This is a genomic window from Opitutus sp. GAS368 (genome assembly GCF_900104925.1).
In the GTDB taxonomy this organism is placed as follows: domain Bacteria; phylum Verrucomicrobiota; class Verrucomicrobiia; order Opitutales; family Opitutaceae; genus Lacunisphaera.
On the sequence record NZ_LT629735.1, the window covers coordinates 2,419,741 to 2,438,721 of the forward strand.

Genomic DNA, 18,981 nt, shown 5'->3' on the forward strand with positions numbered 1-18,981 from the left:
AATCAGTAATAGAAGCGTTGTTTCTTCACCGCTTTCTCGTAGGTGCGGCGGGCCGCGCGCACGGACGGGACTCCCGACAGTGCGGCCGGGGGCACATCCCACCAGGAGAAGCCCTGCATGACCGAATGCGGCGTCACCGGCACGTAGATGAGGCAGGTGTTGCGCTCAGCCCGGGCGGCAGTGAGGGCCTGCTTGAGCGATACCGCATCGGTGGCGGTAAACACCGTTGCCCCAAGACTGCGGGCATTGGCGGCGTAGTCGACGGTGAGAGGGGCACCGTCCAGGCGGCCGCTCGTGCCCGACCGGTGCCGGAATTCGTTGCCGAAGCTGCGGCCGCCGCAGGCTTTCTGAAGGTTGTGAATGCAGCCGTAGGCGGTGTTGTCGCTTAGCACGACGGTGATCTTCAGTCCTTCCTGCACCGCCGTGACAATCTCGTGGTTGAGCATCAGGTAACTGCCGTCGCCGAGAAAGGCATAAACCTCCCGCTCCGGATCAGCCAGCTTGACGCCGAACGCGCCTGCGATCTCGTAGCCCATGCAGGAGTAGCCGTATTCGGAGTGGTAGTCGGTCGGAGAGTGGCCGCGCCAAAGTTTGTGGATATCGCCGGGGATGCCGCCGGCCGCGTGAACCACCGTGCTGGCTTCGTCGCAGAATTCATTGAGCACGCGGATGACCTCGCTCTGATACAAGCGACTGTCGGGGCTCGGCTTGCCGGGCGACGTCATCGCGCGCCAGGGCTTTTCCCACGCGGTCCGGGCGCGGGCGATCGCGCGGGAGTGCGCCGCGGGCACGCGCCAGCCACGGAGCGCCTGGCCGAAAACGGCCAGGGTGGCGCGGGCGTCGCCAAGGAGAGGGAAGGCCCCGTGCTTGGCCACGTCGGCCGCATGGACGTTGATCGAGATGAAGCGGGCCTTCGGATCTTGAAACTGGCTTTTTGACGCCGTGGTAAAATCCGCCAAACGCGTGCCCACGACCACCACGACGTCCGCGATGGTGGCGATGCGATTGGCGGCCAGCGTGCCCGTGACGCCGATCGCACCAAGCCCGAGGGCGTGGGATTCAAGCAGCGCACCCTTGCCGGCCTGCGTCACAGCCACCGGGATGCCGGTGATTTCGGCGAATTTATTCAACGCGGCGCAGGCGCCCGAGTAATGCACGCCGCCACCGGCGACCAGCAGGGGGCGTTTCGCGGTGCGGAGGATAGCGGCCGCGGCCGTCAGCGCGGCGATCGGCGGGAGCGCGCGCGGAACATCGTAAACGCGCTTGGCGAAGAAATTCACCGGGCAATCAAACGCCTCGGATTGCACGTCCTCGGGCAGGGCAATCGTGACCGCGCCCGTTTCCGCGGGGTCGGCCAGCACGCGCATGGCTTCGGGCAACGCGGTCAGGATCTGCTCGGGGCGGTTGATGCGGTCCCAATAGCGCGAAACCGGTTTGAAGCAGTCGTTGACACTGACATCCTGCGAGCCGGGGTATTCGAGTTGCTGGAGCACGGGCCCAGGCCGGCGGTTGGCAAAAATATCGCCGGGTAGCAGGAGCACGGGCAGGCGGTTGATGGTGGCGGTGGCCGCACCAGTGACCATGTTGGTCGCACCGGGGCCGACGGAGGTCGTGCAGGCCAGCGTGCCGAGCCGCCGCTTGGTTTTCGCATAGGCAATGGCGGAGTGAACCATGGCCTGCTCGTTTTTTGGCTGAAAATACGGCAGCATTTTACCGCCGTGCTCCTCCAGCGCCTGGCCCAGGCCGGCCACGTTTCCATGCCCGAAGATGCCGCAAATACCGTTGATCAGCCGGTGCTCAACGCCGTCACGGCGCACATATTGCGCCTGCAGGAACCGCACCACAGCGGCGGCAGTGGTAATCCGGACGGTTTTCACGCGAAAAGGTGGGGGGAGGGTTTCCATCCCTGCTGATGGGGGTCGAGCAACCATTGGTGCGCTTTTGTGACGGTAAAACCGCGGTAGGGATTGCGGGGCAGATGCCTGACAACCCAGAGGTAATACATTCCGTAGCCGGGAGCGGAAACCTGCGCATGATCGCAGCCGCCGGGGATCACCGTGGTATCGCCTGACATCACGCGATGCACCCGTTCGCCAGTCTCGGCATGGCCATAACCCTGCGGGGCGGTGAAGCGATAGTGATAGATCTCGGGCTGCGGGTGGTGATGCGGTGGATAGCTCGACCAGCGGCCGGGCAGGTTGATCACTTCGCCGACCACAAAGGATGAGTCGGGCCGGGCCGTGTAATCGAAGATGGTTCGCACCAAGCGACGGCAGGCGCCTTGGGCGAGTCCGGCGCCGCGGTCTTCGCCCGCACAGTCCGCCGGCCGATAGAGGCGTGCACCCCGCGCCTTTGAAGTGGTCGTGCGCATGACCACCCACTCGGAAGCGGTCTGTGATTGGATCTCGGCTTTCTCGTCCCGGCCTAGGCTGACCGTAAACGGCCCCTGCTCAAAGACGGAACGGCGGGTGGCCACCACCGATTGCCCGGCGACCGTCACGCGCGCCCGGCCGTGCAGGAGAACCACGACGACCTCGGCTTTTGCTGAAAAACAATGCCGGGATCCGGGCAGCAGCCTCAACAGGCCGAAATCCATCTTTGCCGGGACGTTGAAATCCCGTTCGCGCACCAACCAGGTTGTTCCGGGCGAGAAGAGAGCCTTGGATGTTTTCATTTTTTTGGCTTACGAGTCACGGCAACGCTCTCTCCCGTCTGGGCCGATTGATACAAGGCCGCAATCACGCCGTAGATCCCCGGCTGCACCTCCAGGGGCGAGGCCACCTCGCGGTTTTCCGCGAGGGCGCGTGCCAGATCGATCACCGGGTAGGCGAGAATGCTGTCCCAATCGTTCATTTTCTCCGCGAGCGCCTCCTCTTGCAGCGTGGCATTGTCGATCCGGTGATACCAAACTAGTCCGGGCGGTCCGCCTCCCGGCATAAACGGCAAATCGAGTCCCCCGTCGGTGCCCCGGATTTCGGCGCGTTGGAATTGCGGTCCGTGTTCCGGCCGGCGTTCCAGGGAAATTGTCAGCCCACGCTCACACAGAATATGGGCGAGATAGCTGGTTTCCAATTTCGTCCCTTCATCCTGCCAGAAGTTGATCGAACCCATGACGGCCTTGGGGACGAAGAGATCGCCTAGGAGATACCGGAGCCAATCCAGGTCGTAGACGGCCCAATCCATGGCGATGCCGCCGCCGCTGGTGGCGCGCTGGCGTCTCCAGGCGGGCTGCGAGGCCACCGCCCGGGGGTATTCGCTCGAGATGTTCAGGCGCACCGTGAGGATCTTGCCGAGTCGGCCGCGGGCGATCAGTTCGCGGGCTTTGCGCACCGGCGGGCAGGCGTGAAACCGGCTGGAGCTGCTGGCCAGCTTCAGGTGGGGATGGCGGCAGTGAGCAGCCTCGACGGCGCGCAACTCCTCGAGGTTCATGACCAGCGGCTTTTCACACACGATGTGTTTACCCGCGGCCAGCGCGGCCTCGATTATTTCGCAATGAATATGCGGCGGCGTCGCGATGAAGACAGCGTCCAAGTCAAGCTGCAGCAATTCCCGGTAGTCGGCACAGGCGGTGATCCCGCCGAATTCCCGGGCCAGCTGCGCCGCGGCGCCGGGCTTGCTGCCCGCGATGGCGGCCACCCGGAGCGAGTCGTCGCGCAGGAGCGTCGGCCGGATCATCCGGACAATTTCCCCGGTCCCGATGATGCCAAACGCGGGACGGCGGGCCGAATCGATTTTCCCCAAGGCCATGCGGGTTAGGGTTCAGTAAGCCGACTTGGCGACGGTCGTGAGGTGTTTGCCGAGCCCCTCGGCCGCGCCGCAAAAATTGTTGAGTGCCTTTTTCCGGGTTTCGATCTCCTCTGCACTGTAACCCTTCTTTTTGAGCGCGGCGATGCGGTAGCGTTCCACGAGGGCCGCGGAGGTCATGCTCTCTCCGGTGGCGAGTTTGAACAGCTCAGGACTCCATTTGGAGCCATAGCCGGTGTGCAGCCGCTCGTCGGCCACATCGAATTCGCTCTGCACGGCGGACACGATGTCCCCGTGTTGCCGGAAGGCCTCGGCGCAGGTGCGCTTGTAGCTGAAGGAGCAGGCCTCCGCCCGGTTGGTGAGATCGGAATAAAATTCGTAGTGGTCCAGCGCGGTTGCGTCCTTCTGGACGTGGCACGGCCCCCAGTAGCGGAAATCCTCAATCTTGAAGCCGAGTTGTTTCAGGCGGCGCAGGCCCATCTCGGTGTGGCGAACCTCGTCCCAGATATGGCGGGCCGTGTCGTAGTAGAACTCGAACGGAAGCTCGTGGGAGGAATAGAAGATGTAGGCGACCAGCTCCGAAGCGATGATCTCGGTCGAGTTGATGAAGATCATCTGCCGCGTGTGGTTGGCGATGGGGGAGTTTGCCGGGTCCGCGTAGAACTCGTAGGTTCCCTTCTCGTTTTGCGGGATCCGCGTCTGGTAATCGCTGGCGACCATGGAAGGATCGCTGCGGCCGTCGACCGGCACCGGTCCCAGCGGTTCGGCCTCCGGAACGGGCGGCCAGCCGTTTTCGTCGCCGTCCATGGCGCGGTCGATGCCGGCGAGCACCTGTTCGGAGTAGCGGAGCCATTCCTGGTCCGGTCCGCCCAAGCTGCTGCGGTCATGGTATCGCGCCAGGGGAGTTGCGGAAAGCCAGTGTTGAATGCGGGCGCGCTCCACCAGGACCACGTTGAGGCAGTCGAGCGTGGGGCTGTTGGTCACCGGGTCAGCCACCGCGAGAAACGCATCATAGTCGCGATAGAGCTCCCGGAGCAGAAGGTCGTATCCGGTCCAGAAGGCGCGGGCGGAGGGGGCCAGGGAAATCCGGGTATACGCATCCCGCAGAATGGCCGGCGGACTGCTGCGATCTGGGAAGGCGCCCGGGAGTTCCCGGATGCGTTGTTCCAGGAACCGCATGTGACGGGAATGCCAGTAACCGATCTGGCCGGACCACCATTTCTGCTCCCACGTGTCAAAGGCGGGCAGCCATCCGAAACACATGCGGGCCAGCTCGAATTCCCGCCAGAAGAAGTCGCGCAGGGCGTCGCTGGTTTCATCGGGCGAAAGGTAAGAGGCATACGTCTTCATGGACGGAAGGGGTTGGGCGTGGACACAACTGTTGGGGTTGGAGCAGCATAGCAGGCAGCCGTGGGCCCCGTCTTCTCATCCGGAGGCCGCTTGTTATCTTTTTTTGCCGGCCCTTATAGCCGGGCGAAAACTGTCCGCTCGTCCACGGCGCCGCAGATCAAACCCAGCGGATTTGTAGGTAATGGAAAGTCCGGCCGGACGCTCACCGATCTTTCAGGGAATTTGCACTGCAACAATGTCGCCACGGTAGTGCACGGTCCGGTCGGCACGCGGCGTGAAGGTGAAGCCCACGGGCTTGTCTTTCGCTACCAGCACGATCTCGAAAGTGCGCTCGGCAAGCATGCCGGGGAATGAGCCGGTGCGGGCGCCAAGCGTGAGGGTGCGCCTGGCGTCGTCCCATCGAATGGGGATGCGCGCACTGGCACCACGTTCGTAGCCGTAAGTGAGCCCGTCGTCTTCGTAGAGCGTGAACTCGCCATTGGCGCCGGCATAAACATGGAGTGTGACCGGGTCGGCGGGTTTCTCCTGCGTGTATTGCAGTTCGGGACCGAACGGAACGATTGAGCCCGCCCGGACGTAGAGCGGAATTGAGTCGTAGGGTGCGGGTGCCTCGATGGTTTGGCCGCCTTTGAGCGCGGCACCGGTCCAGAAATCGAACCAGCCGTCGGCATCGGGCAGATAGACCCGGCGGCTGCGCGCCTGATATTCGGTCACCGGATTCACCAATAGCGCCGGTCCGAACATGAACTGGTCGACAATGTCACGGGCCTTCAGGTCATCAGTGAAATCCATGACGAGTGGGCGCATCATGGTGCCGTTTTCGTGCGTCACCACACCGGCGAGCGAGTAAATGTAGGGCAGCAGCCGGTAGCGCAGCCGGTCGAATTTCAACTGGGCTTGGTAAGCGGGATGCGACTCGCCGCCGAATTCCCACATCTCGCGGTTCGGAAACTCCCCGTGCACGCGGAGCAGTGGAACGAACGTGCCGTATTGAAACCATCGGGTGTTCAATTCGCGCCATTCCTCCACGTCTTCCGGCTTCGCGTCCTTGCGAGCGAAGCGCCGTGGCACCGCGAATCCGCCGATGTCCATGGTCCAGTAGGGCAGGCCCGAAAGCGAAAAGCCCAGACCGGCGGAAATTTGCTTTTGCAGGGCCGTCCAAGTGGACGAGATATCACCCGACCAGACGGCGGCAGAGTAGCGTTGCTGGCCGGCAAACCCCGAGCGTGTCAGAGTAAAAACACGCTGGTTGGGCGCCGCGGCCCGCTGCCCCTCGTAGACGCCGGCACTGTTTAGCAGCGGCGAGGCATTGAGCACACGGGCCCCGGGGCCGAGCGCGGTCGGATGCATGTGCGAGCGCTGGCCCTCGAGTGTGGGCACAGGCGTGAGGTCGGGCTCGGTTGCGTCCATCCACCAAGCGTCTACTCCGCGACGGAACAGGGCTTGATCGACCTGGGCCCAGAAAAGCTTCCGCGCGGCGGGATTGAAGGCGTCGTAGAAGGTGTAGGGATGCCCGAGCCAGTCGATGAGCTTCTCGTCGAGATTGCGCTCGTAGAGGAAACCGTGTGCGTGCATGGCGGCGAAGTTTTCCGTGCCAGGGTAAAACTTGCCCCAGACGGAAATCATCAGGTGAGCGTGTTGCTCGTGGATGGCGCGAATCCAGCCGTCTGGGTCCGGGAAGCGCGCGGGATCAAACTGATGCGAACCCCACGCCTTCTCCTTCCAGTAAAGCCAATCCTGCACGATGTTGTCGAAGGGGATCCCGCGGCGGCGAAACCCGGTGACCACATCCAAGCTTTGCTGCGCCGTCTCGTAGCGCTGGCGCGACTGCCACAGACCGAACGACCAGACGGGCATCATTGGCGCCGTCCCGGTTAGCCGCCGGTAGCCGGACACGACACGGTCGAGTTGCGGGCCGTAAACGAAATAGTAGTCAATCCCGTCGCCGACCTCCGACCAGAGCGACGTGGCCGTGCTCGCGGCCGGAGTTTTCCAGCGCAGGCGCATCGTGGGCATGCCCTGGTCGCGGGACCATTCGAGTTTGAGTTGGTGACGGTGGCCGGCCTGCAGCGGCACCCGGGCGACGTCCAGCCAGGGTAACCAGCCTTGGCGCCAGTGGTTCATGACCAGCCGGCCGTCGATCCACAGTTTGATGTCGCCGTTCGAGTAACCCTCGAAAATGTGATCGCCGGTTTCGGCGGGCTGCACGTAGCCCTCCCAGCGGACGCTGCAGTCGCCTTCCTCGGGCAGGTCGGGGTGAACGCGGCGATTGGGTTTGGCGACGGTATTCGGCACGTCGATGTCAATGCGGGTTTCGGTGCGGTGCGTGACCTTCTTTTCAAGGCTGGCGTCGCTGAAATAAGAGGCGGTCAGACCGCCGGGCCGGCCGTCGGCGTCAAACAGCTGCGTGGCCGGGATCGGCACGGGTTCGCGCAGATCGCCGAAGCGCGTGAATGAGAGGTTATCCCAGAGCAGGCCGTAACCGCAGGTCGAGACCAGGAAGGGCACGACCGTGGTGCTGTTGTGCTGCCAGAGATCGAGGTCGTAACCTTTGAGATTGAGCAACCCGAGCTGGTTCTGACCGAGGCCGTAGAGGGCTTCGCCGATGTTGGATGTCCAGGCTTGGCGGACATGGCAGGTTTTCTCGCCCTGCACCTCGGCGGGCTCAAGCCGGCGTGTCCCGGGTTCTTCCGCCAGAATCGGCCGGCCGTGGGCGTCGAGGAACGAGACGCCGCCGGTCGCAAGATCGACCCGCACCTGGAGCCTGGCGGTGCGGACAGTGACGGATCCGTCTTCGGCGGCGTAATGCCATTGTGGCATGGAGGCGGGGCGTTTCTCCACGACGAGACTGGAGCGGTTGAAAAAAGCGCGGTCTTTGGCATGGGCAACCCGGATGATATCGTCGGCGCAGACTTCGATTTTCAGAAAGGAATCGCCGCAAGCGATGATGATGCCTTCAGGCAGTTGCTCGGGCACGGGCGTGGTGGCCAAAGCAGACGCTGCAAAAACAGCGGAGAAAGCGAGCAGCAGGCACAAGCGGATCAAACGAAGGGCAATGGGCATACTGCAAAAAACCCGATTCAGATCACCGGGCGGGTGCTAGCGGTCCATTTTTGGTCTTTTCCCCTTGGTAGAGAGCCAAGCTGTAATCTATTAAGACCACTTTATTCATCGGTCGATCCAGCCGGGGGGCGCCTATCTTGGTGAGACAACCAGTTGAACCGGCGCCGTGCTCTCCAGATCAAGCCACACAATCAAATCGATGCCATCGATCGTTCGCCGGATACCTGTTCGCAGGCCTGGCCCCACGGGACGCTCACGCCCGTTCACGCTGACGCGGGCTGGCTGATCACCCCAGTTTTTGATGATGAAGGCGGGGTGATAAAGAGGGTGTTCGGCACTGGCATCCAGCGTGAATCCGATGACTTCTGCGTCGCCCGCGGTCGCTTTCTCAAGCAGATAGGCGCGTTCGGACATATCGTAACCCCGACTGCTGATCCCGGCCGGGAGTCCCCGAAGCGCCGGGGCGTGCAACCAGGAGCGCGCAACTCCCACGAGACGTGCCGGCGGCAATTCCGTCAACCCGTGCAGCATTACCCGCGTGCGGGAATTGACGGAGTTGTCCCAGTCCTTCCATTCCAGTCCGGTCGTGAGCGAGGAATGCGCCATCCGATCCGCATGTGTGGCCACCCGGCCGTCCGACGGGATCTGCGCCACCGGCCAATGATTCCACCACGGGAAAATCGAGTTCTCGCGGTTGATTTCCACATTCATTGGCCGGAAGAGCGGTCCGTCATGTTTTTCGCCATAAAGCTCAAACGGCTCGTCGGATACGATCAGGAATGGCCGCGCAATCGAACGGACGTTGATGATCTCGATATTCGCGTGCTCGGGCTGGGCGATTTTGTCGGGCGCATGTTCGGCCCAGGAATACAGGTGAGCCTGGCCCTGCATGTTCATGATCGTCACCGCGTCCGTTTCGAGGACGTCTTCGGGCCGCGAGCCGGGCGGAACGAGGACGATCGATTCCTGAAATTCATGCGGTTCCCGGGGCTGCGTGCTCCAAAGGCAAATCTTCCGCACGCCGATCCCATCCGGATAGATGATATGGTATTCATCGGACCAATCACCCCATCCGGTCAGCGGATCGACGCGGGCCGAAACATAGCGGGTGTCGGCCAAGGCATAACGCCAGTGGATTACCACCCGCGCGGGACTGCTTTCGACGATACTGACGCGTGAATAACGGGATTGCTTGTCCGACATTGGCTCGGCGCAGCCCAAGGCGCCGGAACCCCACGTCTCGTTGAACTCATTGGTATACCAGATGCCTTTTTCAGTGACCCAGTGGGGAATGTAGTTCGTCCCGCGCCAGAGCATATATTTCCAAGGACGGTCATCGAACAGGACGACCACATCGCTGTCCGGACCGTCGCGGCGCGATGCGTCCCATGTCTCCGTAAATTTCAGGCGAGTGTAATAGGCGCCGAAACCGGCCGGTGCGGGCGCCACGTCGGGCAGCTTGGCCAACTGCATTCCTGAGTCCCTTGGCGGCTGAATCGAGTCATAGTCGCGCTTGATCTCGTCTGCGCCGAGCGCGCCATCGAGGATAATGACCTCGTCCAGATATCCTTCGATGCCGAATAGCGCCGGCGGACTCAGCCTGATGGGATGCTCGTGAGTTTTCGCCTGGTGATTTCTGCCGATCAGCAGTTCCACCTCGCGCGCGAAATCAATGTGTCCGTTCGCCGGCATCGAGCCGACACACTTGCCGTTTATGTAGACGGCCATCCGGCCGGCTTTCGGATCGTAGGTGCCCGCGATTTGCGTCCATTTCATCAGTGGGATCGTCGCATCCGAACGACATTTCACCCAATGCCCGCCGAGCGATAGCTGCAGATGCACCCGTCCGTCGCCGTCGATACCAAAGAAATAGCCGGCCCGCGGATCGGGCTCCATCGCGGGATCTCCGTCTTTCGCCGGAATCATACCCTCATGGGCAGAAATTTTCACCTCCTGCTCATCGGCCTGGTTCACAATCCCGCACAAGGCCCATGGGTAGGCTTGGAGGGCGATCCAGCTTTCGAAAGTCACGGCATCGCCGAGGCGGGGGGCATTGGCTGCCAGACGCTTGATTCCGGTCGTATAACCGTCAAATCGCAGTGCTTGTCCGCTCGCTCCCGGCACTCGTTTGGAAAAGCCGACAATCTCGTCATCATGCCCGCTGATGGTGTCATTGGCGATGGTGGGAGACATCTCCTCAAAGGACCAACGGGCCACCGGATTCGGTGACGCTGCCCGCATTGCCCCCGCTCCCGCCAGAGCAAGGCAGAGACCACCCAACGCCGAGAGAGCTCGTGCGGTCAGCCACCGGGTGATCGTCGAAGAAACGAGGGGTATGTCGTTTACCATGGGGATGTTGTTTTGAGTCTGCGGCTGTTTTGCCGATATTGTCGCGTGAAACCGCCGCCTGCGATGACACTTTCACCGGTGTTCATGTTGTCCAATCAAACATAATGCCTAAATATTCATCCTGCCCGTTCTTAAGCCCGGCGTAAATCTCCGGCGCCCGTTCCGGGGCGACCCGGTGGGTAAGCAAGCGGTCGAAGACCAGTGTCCCGGCGGCGGCGAGTTCCATGATGATGCCGGAATTCCGCTCGACGGAGTGTTTTTCGAATTCTTCGGTGAAGGTCGGGTAGCGCCATTCGAGCGCGCCCTTGTAGGTGACGAAACCCGGAAGATGAATACCGCGGAAGACTTCGGTCAGGTCGGCTTGATGGGAAGCCCGTGGGGTGCCCAGCAGCACGGTTTCGCCACGAGGGGCCACCAGCGTGCTGGCTTCCGCGATGACTTGGGAAAGGCCGGTGGCGTCGATGAAGGTGGTGATGCCCCGCCGCCCCGTGATGTCGCGCACCACGTCCTTCCAATCCGGCCGGGCGGGATCGACCGTATGGGCAAGACCGCACGCCTGCGCCAGGGCGCGGCGTTTTTCGTTCAAGTCGATGCCGATCACCGTGCCGCCCTGCAGACCGGCCAGCTGTGCGGCCAGGTTGCCGACCAAGCCGAGCCCCGCGACGAGCACCTGGTCGCCCAATTCGATGTGCGCCACCCTCAGCGAGGTCATGGCAATGCTCGCCATGCGGGCCAAAGCCGCAAGTTCCGGGGCGAGACCGGCTGGCAGCTTGATGCAGGTGCCTGTATAGCGATCCGTCGTGTCGATCTTGAAGTATCCGGCGTGAGGACCGTGCGTGAGCACAACATCGCCGAGGACAACCTTCGTCACGGCGGTTCCTCGGGCCACCACTTCGCCGACCGCCGCGTAACCGGGGATGTTCGGCAACGGAAACCACCATTCCGCTCCACTCAGGCACGCCAGTTCGGTGCCGGCACTGACCAAGGAGTAAAGGTTTCTGACGATCACCTCGGTAGGCTTTGAGATGATTAGTGGCTCGTCCATCGACGCGTATTCGACGACGCCCGGCCGAGTGAAAGTAATCCGCTTGAACTGGGGCGGCTGAATCATGGATGGATTTGGGCGATGGTGAAAAGCAAGCTCAGGCTTTCGCGGGCTGCCCCGTGACGACAAAGTGCTCACCCGACTTCCAGCGTGAAGCCGACGCAACCGGCGCTTGATCGGGCAGAGGGTGGGCGGTCACGAACGGTTTCGGATCGCGCATGATTCCAGTCCAGATTTCCTCGGTCACTGCGAAAGTAACGCGTTCTGCCGGGGGCGCCACCAGCGCGGTGGTGAGACGGGATTTGGCGACCTTCCCCAGGAAGGCCACTTGGGCCTCAAGAATAGCGCGGCCGTGTTCAAGCGTCGACTCCGCGGCATCGTTACCGATGGCCAGGGAGCCGCCCGCGCCCGGTTCGTCGCCGCGGCGCAGCCGGCTCAGGTCGACGAGGTCAGGCCGGATGGCCATCAGCTGCGAGATCTCAAACTTGCCGGCATGGTCACCCGCAAACGTGCCGGCGACCAGCTCGGGGTCGGCGAAAACATCGACCGCCACCGGCACCCGGGCGGAAAAAGCCGCCGCCACGCGCCGAAGGTCCTGCTGGTTGCCGCCGGCGTGGCCGGAGACCGCGACCACCGCACGGAAACCGGCATTGGCGAGCGCGCGCAGTTGATAGAGGAAGGTTCGGAGCAGCACATCGGGCGGGAGCGTGCCGAGTTCGCCTTCCTCCTGACCGATTACATCCTCCAGCCAGCGGGCATGGTAGCCGGTTTCATGAATGTGCCATGCCTGGGTGGGAACCACAATCCCGCCAAAGCGGCGGGCCGCTTCGGTGCAAAGCCATTCTGCCTTGATGGTATCGAGCCCGTAGGCGGCGATGTGCCCGTGGGGTTCGCATAGCCCGAGCGGCAGCCAAGCCAACGGGGCTGCTGCGCGACGGGCCCGGAACTCATCCGGCAACAGTTCCGCCCAGTGGACACACGCCACACCGGTCTGCTTCCGGGCGTCGCAACGGCCACTACACATACTTGGCCTCGTAGAAATTCCGGGTCCAGCGGTGATGCAAGCGCAGGGTCTCGACCACCGCCGGATCCAAGGGTGGTTCGCGCAGCGCGCCGATGTTTTCATCGGCAAAGCGGTTGACGTGCATGGAAGAGATCGCGGTGGTTACGCCGGGATGGGCCAGCACATATTTGACCGCCAGGGTCGCCAGCGAAGCTGCCTCGGCCGGCACGAACTGGCGGAGCGCCTCGACCCGCCTGAGGTAGATGTCGCGTCCGACCGAGTCGAAGTAGCGTGAACGGAAATCCGAGCTCTCGAAAGTGGTGTCCGCTTTGAGAAATCCCGCCAAGCCGCCTTCGTCGAGGATGCAGCGGGCGATCACGCCCACCCCATGCTGCAGGCAGGCGGGGATGAGGCAATCGCCGGCAAACGGATCGAAGATGTTCATGATCGTCTGCACGGAATCGATGCGGCCGCTTCGAACCAATGGCAGGGCCACATCATGTCGGTGATCCGGCAACGAAACCCCGGCCAGCGCGATTTTGTCCGCCGCCCGGGCAGCGTCGAGTTCATCGAGCCAGTAGCCTTCCGTCCCCCATGAGCCCCAATAGACGTGGAGTTGCATGAGATCGATGCGCTCGACTCCCAGCGTTCGCAACGACAGATCGATTTCCCTGGTCACATGGCCTCGGGGAAACACGACCTCAGCAGCAATCGGACAGCCCCATTTGGTGTTTGGGCCCAGCGGATTGACCTTGGAGGCCACAAAGGGCGCCCGGCCTTTCCAGGCTTTGAGCGCACGATGCAGGATTTCCTCGGACCGTCCGTAGGCGCGGGCGGTGTCGATGAAATCGATGCCGGAGTCCAGCGCGTGCAGCACGGAGCGGATGAGCTCATCTTCGGAGTAGGTGCCAAACCAGCCGGCCAGGCCCATGGCACCGAAGCCGAGCCGGGAAACGGAGCGTTGGTTGCGCGCGAAAGCGGCTGCTTGCATCGGACCTCAGGCTTCGAACTTGTTGTTCGGGGGCAGGGGCAGCTGGCCACGAGCCAGCCAGGTGCCTGCCCGGCGGATGACCGGGGAGCGGGGTGCCGACGCCGGATCGCCGGAGTGATCGACGAGCGACACCGCGACCGACGCCGGGTCGCAGTATTCAAAGAAAAATGCGCGACGCGGCCGGTCCGTATGATTGAGTTTGGAGCGATGCAGCGTCAGGCCCGTGAAAGCGACAGCCTCGCCCGCCTTCAGCACCGCTGGCACGCCATCGCCCGCGACCTTGATCTCGAGGAACCAGCTGTCGGCGCTTTTCTTTTTGTGCGGGAGGAGCCCCTGAAGGTGGCTCTTGGGGTCGACCCACACGCAACCGTTCCGGGTGTCGACATCGTCGAGCGCGATCCAGACGGTGACATTGTTGGCCGGTTCGATCGAGATGTAGCCATTGTCCTGGTGCCAGGGAAATTCCGACTTTCCGCTTTCACCATCGGGCATCTTGGTGACGAACTGGGTATACCACAACATGAGGTTGGGCCCAATGAGCTGTTCCAAGGCATCGAGGTGCGCCCCTTCAAGGCCGACTTGGCGGACAATCTGGGAATAGGGACCGACCTGGCTGAAGAAAAGGGTTTGGTTCTTCTGGTCCTTGCCGACCTGCGCGTTCGCGCGAAAACGGGCCTCTTCGCCGCGCAGGCCTTCGAGTTGTTCATCGCTGAGCACGCGTCCGAGGATCACATAGCCCTCGTCACGGAATTGGCGAAGTTGCGTTTCATTCAGTTTGGTTTTGGGGAGAGGAGTAGGCATGGGGTCGGGGTGTGGATGAAACGTAGCAGACGCCCCCGGCCGTCGTCTTCTCATTGGATCGCGAAGTGTTATCATTCTTTGCCACGTGCGGTTCGCGGGAGCCCAGCCCGAACAGGTTTTCAAACGGGAGAAATCTCGATCACAGTCACATAAATGGGAGGGGTGGGCGCTAGGTCCCGGTTTCTATATAACCCAGGCGAGCGCCAACAGGGGGCGGGTGTTTTTTAAGTGGCGGCGCGTCTGGTTTGCGCCGGGCCGTGAGGGTGCGGGCTTGGCGCAGCAACTTCTTGTTGCCATTCCCGAAAGCCTATCAGTATTTGTCGCACCGCGCATGTTCGAGAAATTCAATCTGCCGAAGGGGACGCAGGGCGCCGTGTGGTTCTACCGCGCCCGCCAGACTTCGGTGTGGCCCATGCACAAGCATTCGGAGCTGGAGTTGAATCTGGTGATCTCGGGCCGGGCCAGCTACATCCTGGGGGACCGGCGTTACGAATTGCGGGCCGACGATCTCGTATGGCTTTTCCCGGCCCAGGAACATCAGTTGATTGATCGCTCTCCTGACTACGAGATGTGGGTGGTGGTATTCACGCCGCAGGCATTGAAGGCGGCCGTGCGGAATTCGCCGGCGGCAATCCTGACCGAGAGGGATCCGGCGGGCCGTTTCTGCAAAAGTCTGGCCCATGGGGATATGCTTTCACTGACGCAATTCTGCGCCGAACTTTTTCGGAACAGTGAACACGTGGATATTCTCAATGCCGGTCTTCGCTACCTGGTGCTGCGCAGCTGGGAGCGGTTTGCCGCGAACGCCGGCATGCCGCACTACCAAACGCTGCATCCCGCCGTGGAGAATGCGCTGCAGATGCTGCGCCGCGGAGAATCCGACGAATCGTTGGGTCGCCTTTCGTTGCGTGCCGGTTTGAGCCCGGCGCGGCTGAGCCGGAGGTTCAAAACCGAGGTGGGACTGGGGATCGCGGAATATCGTAACCGGCTGCGCTTGGAGCGATTCATCGAACGTTACGGAAGCGGGAACCGGCTCACGGCGCTGGCCGCGGCTTACGAGGCGGGCTTCCACAGCTACGCCCAGTTTCACCGGGTTTTCAGTCGTTTGATGGGCTACGGCCCCGCGGAGCACCGGCGCCGCATGCAACATCGCGCCTGAGACGCCTCAGCGTTTTTCGGCGGCATCGAAACCGTAGCGCTGGCGTTGTTCGTCGGTGAGTTCGGCGATTTTCTGGGCCATCTTGCGTTCCATCAGTTCGCCGAATTTCGGGTAGTCATCGATCGACCACGGAACCACGAACAGGTGGAACTCGCACATCTCGTCGGTGGTGTTGGGGCCGAAATGCACGGCTTGCGGCGGGGAATGCGGATTGCGGGGATTGGCCGCGCTGTTGTCGTAGACCCAGCGGACCTGGATTTTCGTGCCCCGGGGCAGCGGCAGTGGTTCCTTAAAATTATAGCGATCCTGCCACTTGAAATTCCAACGAGGGATGTTCAACAAGTCTCGTATGGAACCATCCGGAAAGATCGCGCGGGCGATGACTTCGCGCCCAAGAAAATGCATATGCGGCGATATTGACAGCACGAAGCAGTCGGCCGGAATCACCAGCTCGTCGGTGATCACATGGGCCGACGCCCCGGCCGGAATCTCCAGGTTGAACGAGCCGAGCCGCAGCCATTCGACGGTGCGTTTGATCGGCTCGCGGCTGAAATAGAGACCAATCTCCGTTTGGTCCGCTTCGGGTTTTCCGCTCGGGCTGTAGTGGATCTGGAGCACCAAGTCTCCCCCCAAGGGAAGGGCCTCGGCGATGCCGGGAGGCAGCCGCCGGGGAGTCGTGCCCGGCACATAACCGCCCAGATACGCCGCGGCCGGGAATCCCGGGTTGCCGAAAGCCTCGTAGCCGGCGCCCACGAAAATCTCACGTTGACGGGCTTGCCCGCTTGAGTCGGCCCAGAGGTGCGCATGATGCAACACACGCCGGTTTCCGGGGTGAATATCAATCGCGGCCACGCCGAGCAGATCGGTGCCCGGGATGCGCGCTCTTTCGCGGACGTCAGCCGGAATGGCGGACGCCGGCAGGGAGATGGGAAAGGCCCGATAGATATCGCCGGGGCCGCTGGAGAGGTGAAACGGCTGGGGCATTCGCACCACGACATCGGGCGGACCAAGCGGCCACTCGCGGTTTTCGACTGTGGGAACCGGCGGGGCTGAAGGGAGGTCGCCCGCAGGGGCGCTGAGAGCGGCCCATTTTGCCAGCGTCGCAATCTCTCCTTCGGACAGCCCGCGCTCGCCCTGGAAGACGCCATGGGGGCCTGACGGAAGCCAGGGAGGCATGATCCTTGCCTCGGTCAACCGGCTGATGAATTTTGCTCGCTTGGCGGCGCTTTCATACGTCTGCAATGAAAACGGTGCGGGGCCGCCGGGCCGATGACACTCGACGCAGTTGCTGAAAAGAATGGGTGCTATATCCCGGCTCCATGTGGGTGGTGACTCCTCTGCCGGAATAGGAGTTCCCCTGGTCGTCACGAGCAGACCGCAGCACAGCAGGACAAATGCTTTCATCGATCGCTGGGCGAATCGGGGAGGGGACAGCCAAAACCATTTTGGCTAGGGAATGGTCCGGCATCCCCGACACAAAGCCGGTCCAGCACCATTCGCAAATCATGCTGAGTCGCCCGTGGCCGCGAGGCGCCATTCTCGCCGACGTGGTTGTCGATTCTCCCCCGATATAACAGGGTGCCTTTTGCGTCGAACACGGCCACCTCGGAAGAATAAGTGGTTCCGGCGACATGCTTGAGTCGTTGGGCTTGGTCACGCGCAGTTGGGAAGCCGAGTAAGAATTCGCGAGCATGACGCTTCATACGATCAGTTTCTTTTTCTGATTCGGAATAAACCCCCACGAATCTGACGCCCTTAGGAGCGAAGTCACGGGCGAGTTCATTGAGCACCGGCACGTAGGCATTGGACACAGGGCAGTCTACATCTAGAAATGCCAGGACCAGCCACTTTCCGTCGAATGGCATATCCTTGCCGTCTAGATCGTGAATGTTGAGCGAATGCCACCATGGACTTGGCTGGTCATATAGGCCGCCAGAGGCGATTGCCACGGAAGGCAGTAAGAGGGCCAAAATGAGCGCTCTGAACGGGGCCCTTATGGTCAACTGTTTCAATGAGAGGAATCCGATGAAATAGGTTTATATGCGAATCGCTAAGGTGATTGCCGCGATTGAGCTTGGTGTCCGTGGGAACATGGAACTCCTCTACCCTTGATCGCTGATGTCGGACATGAATCGATCGGGGGATTGGGCTTACCTGGTAGGTATTTTCTCGGCTGAAACACCAGCTAGGGGGCGAGGACTGGCAATGGTGGCCCCCTCCACAAATTGAGTTTCGACCAGAATCTTCCGCTGATGTGATTTAGGGTGCTGAATGCGGTTAAGTATGCGAGTCACGGCCGCGGAACCGATGGTTTCGTTTGGCACGCGCTGGCTGGTGACAGGCTTGAGCGAAGGGGGCGGCTCGATGCCGTCGAAACCGGTTACCGAGCAATCTTCCGGGACACGTATCCCGCGGGCGTGGAAATCCATCATCAACTGGTAAGCTTGGTGATCGGCAGCACAAACCCAGGCGGTCACGCCGTCTTCGCGGGTTTTTCTCACCGCCTCATTGGCAATCTCACTGATGCTCAGATCGGGCGCTGATTTGTTAACGTTAAAGATCCAATCCAGGCGGAATTCCAATCCGTTGGCGAATATCCCGGTTACATATGCGGCAAAACGCTGGGTGCTCCAGTGCCCGCTCGTCACGTAGGCCCAGGTGACAAATCCAATCTTGCGATGTCCGAGGGCAACCAGGCGATTGATCATCGCCACGATCCCGGTGTGATGGTTCGTATCGATGCTATCGATGCTCAGGTTGTCGTAATCCTCCAATGTCGATACCAGTGGAATTTTTCTCGCCAGCGCTTCCACCACTTTATGGGAATACGGATAGATTAGAATGATGCCCCGCCACTTGCCTTCCCGGATTTGGCGCATGACCGGATTAGCGCGTGCGTCCGGGTTAAAAAGCGTCGGATCCTGGAAGCTGACATCGATCGAAACATTTTCGGATTTCGCGCGCTCTTGAATGCCTTTCAAGATGAGCGGGAAAGTCGCCAAGGGTGAAGAGTTCGGCTGGATTCCGACAAATACTCCGATCGGAATCTGCTTCGTCTTTTGGTTGGACCCGGCGTCACGTGCTGCATTCCGCTTGTAGCCCAATTCTTCGGCAGCCCTCTGGACTCGGGTGCGGGTTTCAGCACTAATAGCGGGGTGGTTGGCCAGGCTGCGGGAAACGGTTGCGATTGATAGATTGAGCTTTTTGGCGATCGAATCCTGCTTTACCGAGATCATTAGGGAAGACCTCTTAATTGCAGAAAGCGGGGCCTTTGCAAGCGTGCAAAGTGTTTACATTGTCTATGCAAATATAAATAAAACAGTCCGTTTCATTTGAATTTATACGACTCATAACACATTAATGGTGAGATATTAATTTAATAATTTCTAAATTCATGTGGCTGAGTTACGCAAAAAGTAATGCAAAATAGCGCAATAGATATATTGACATGCGTAGTTTGCGTTGATTCTTGTTTC

Annotated in this window: 14 protein-coding genes; 1 reads left to right on the forward strand and 13 read right to left on the reverse strand. The window is 61.4% G+C overall.

Annotation, left to right across the window (positions count from 1 at the left end):
* Nucleotides 1–2: 2 nt before the first annotated feature.
* The 10 genes from iolD to BLU29_RS10475 form a co-directional block, all read right to left on the reverse strand.
* Nucleotides 3–1,877 (reverse strand): 3D-(3,5/4)-trihydroxycyclohexane-1,2-dione acylhydrolase (decyclizing), encoded by a 1,875-nt coding sequence (gene iolD / locus BLU29_RS10430; RefSeq protein WP_197677687.1) that lies wholly within the window; start codon nucleotides 1,875–1,877, stop codon nucleotides 3–5.
* Nucleotides 1,874–2,674 (reverse strand): 5-deoxy-glucuronate isomerase, encoded by an 801-nt coding sequence (locus BLU29_RS10435; RefSeq protein WP_091057519.1) that lies wholly within the window; start codon nucleotides 2,672–2,674, stop codon nucleotides 1,874–1,876. The genes iolD and BLU29_RS10435 overlap by 4 nt, the downstream gene beginning before the upstream one ends.
* Nucleotides 2,671–3,747 carry a Gfo/Idh/MocA family oxidoreductase gene (locus BLU29_RS10440; RefSeq protein WP_091057521.1) on the reverse strand — a complete coding sequence of 359 codons (1,077 nt, stop codon included), beginning with the start codon at nucleotides 3,745–3,747 and terminating at the stop codon, nucleotides 2,671–2,673. The genes BLU29_RS10435 and BLU29_RS10440 overlap by 4 nt, the downstream gene beginning before the upstream one ends.
* A gap of 12 nt (nucleotides 3,748–3,759) precedes the next feature.
* Nucleotides 3,760–5,094, reverse strand: coding sequence for a DUF455 family protein (locus BLU29_RS10445; RefSeq protein ID WP_091057524.1), 1,335 nt, complete (start codon nucleotides 5,092–5,094; stop codon nucleotides 3,760–3,762).
* A 213-nt stretch (nucleotides 5,095–5,307) separates the two neighbouring features.
* The gene (locus tag BLU29_RS10450; RefSeq protein ID WP_091057525.1) at nucleotides 5,308–8,157 is read right to left on the reverse strand and encodes a TIM-barrel domain-containing protein; all 2,850 of its coding nucleotides are present in this window, start codon (nucleotides 8,155–8,157) and stop codon (nucleotides 5,308–5,310) included.
* A 132-nt stretch (nucleotides 8,158–8,289) separates the two neighbouring features.
* On the reverse strand, nucleotides 8,290–10,350 hold the full coding sequence (locus BLU29_RS10455; protein ID WP_157693781.1) for a LamG domain-containing protein: 2,061 nt from the start codon (nucleotides 10,348–10,350) through the stop codon (nucleotides 8,290–8,292).
* 238 nt (nucleotides 10,351–10,588) lie between these two features.
* Nucleotides 10,589–11,617: a zinc-binding alcohol dehydrogenase gene (locus tag BLU29_RS10460; protein ID WP_091057531.1), complete on the reverse strand. Its 1,029-nt coding sequence runs from the start codon at nucleotides 11,615–11,617 to the stop codon at nucleotides 10,589–10,591.
* A gap of 31 nt (nucleotides 11,618–11,648) precedes the next feature.
* Complete coding sequence (locus BLU29_RS10465; RefSeq protein WP_091057533.1) at nucleotides 11,649–12,677, reverse strand: creatininase family protein; 1,029 nt, start codon at nucleotides 12,675–12,677, stop codon at nucleotides 11,649–11,651.
* A complete protein-coding gene (locus BLU29_RS10470) occupies nucleotides 12,568–13,545 on the reverse strand; it encodes an aldo/keto reductase (RefSeq protein ID WP_091057536.1) in 978 nt (325 codons plus the stop codon). The genes BLU29_RS10465 and BLU29_RS10470 overlap by 110 nt, the downstream gene beginning before the upstream one ends.
* Nucleotides 13,546–13,551: 6 nt before the next feature.
* A complete protein-coding gene (locus BLU29_RS10475; protein ID WP_157693783.1) occupies nucleotides 13,552–14,346 on the reverse strand; it encodes a phytanoyl-CoA dioxygenase family protein in 795 nt (264 codons plus the stop codon).
* A gap of 271 nt (nucleotides 14,347–14,617) precedes the next feature.
* Here BLU29_RS10475 and BLU29_RS10480 point away from each other — a divergent pair, with 271 nt between their 5' ends.
* Entirely contained in the window at nucleotides 14,618–15,505 is an 888-nt protein-coding gene (locus BLU29_RS10480) for an AraC family transcriptional regulator (RefSeq protein ID WP_172830252.1), read from the forward strand.
* A gap of 6 nt (nucleotides 15,506–15,511) precedes the next feature.
* On the opposite strand, the gene BLU29_RS10485 is transcribed toward BLU29_RS10480, so the two are convergent.
* The 3 genes from BLU29_RS10485 to BLU29_RS10495 all read right to left on the reverse strand — a co-directional run bounded on the left by BLU29_RS10485 (nucleotide 15,512) and on the right by BLU29_RS10495 (nucleotide 18,741).
* Nucleotides 15,512–16,909 (reverse strand): ascorbate-dependent monooxygenase, encoded by a 1,398-nt coding sequence (locus tag BLU29_RS10485; RefSeq protein ID WP_157693784.1) that lies wholly within the window; start codon nucleotides 16,907–16,909, stop codon nucleotides 15,512–15,514.
* Entirely contained in the window at nucleotides 16,906–17,454 is a 549-nt protein-coding gene (locus tag BLU29_RS10490; protein ID WP_157693785.1) for a redoxin domain-containing protein, read from the reverse strand. Before BLU29_RS10490 ends, BLU29_RS10485 begins: the two co-directional genes overlap by 4 nt.
* Nucleotides 17,455–17,655: 201 nt before the next feature.
* Nucleotides 17,656–18,741: a LacI family DNA-binding transcriptional regulator gene (locus tag BLU29_RS10495; protein ID WP_091057548.1), complete on the reverse strand. Its 1,086-nt coding sequence runs from the start codon at nucleotides 18,739–18,741 to the stop codon at nucleotides 17,656–17,658.
* Nucleotides 18,742–18,981 lie beyond the last annotated feature (240 nt).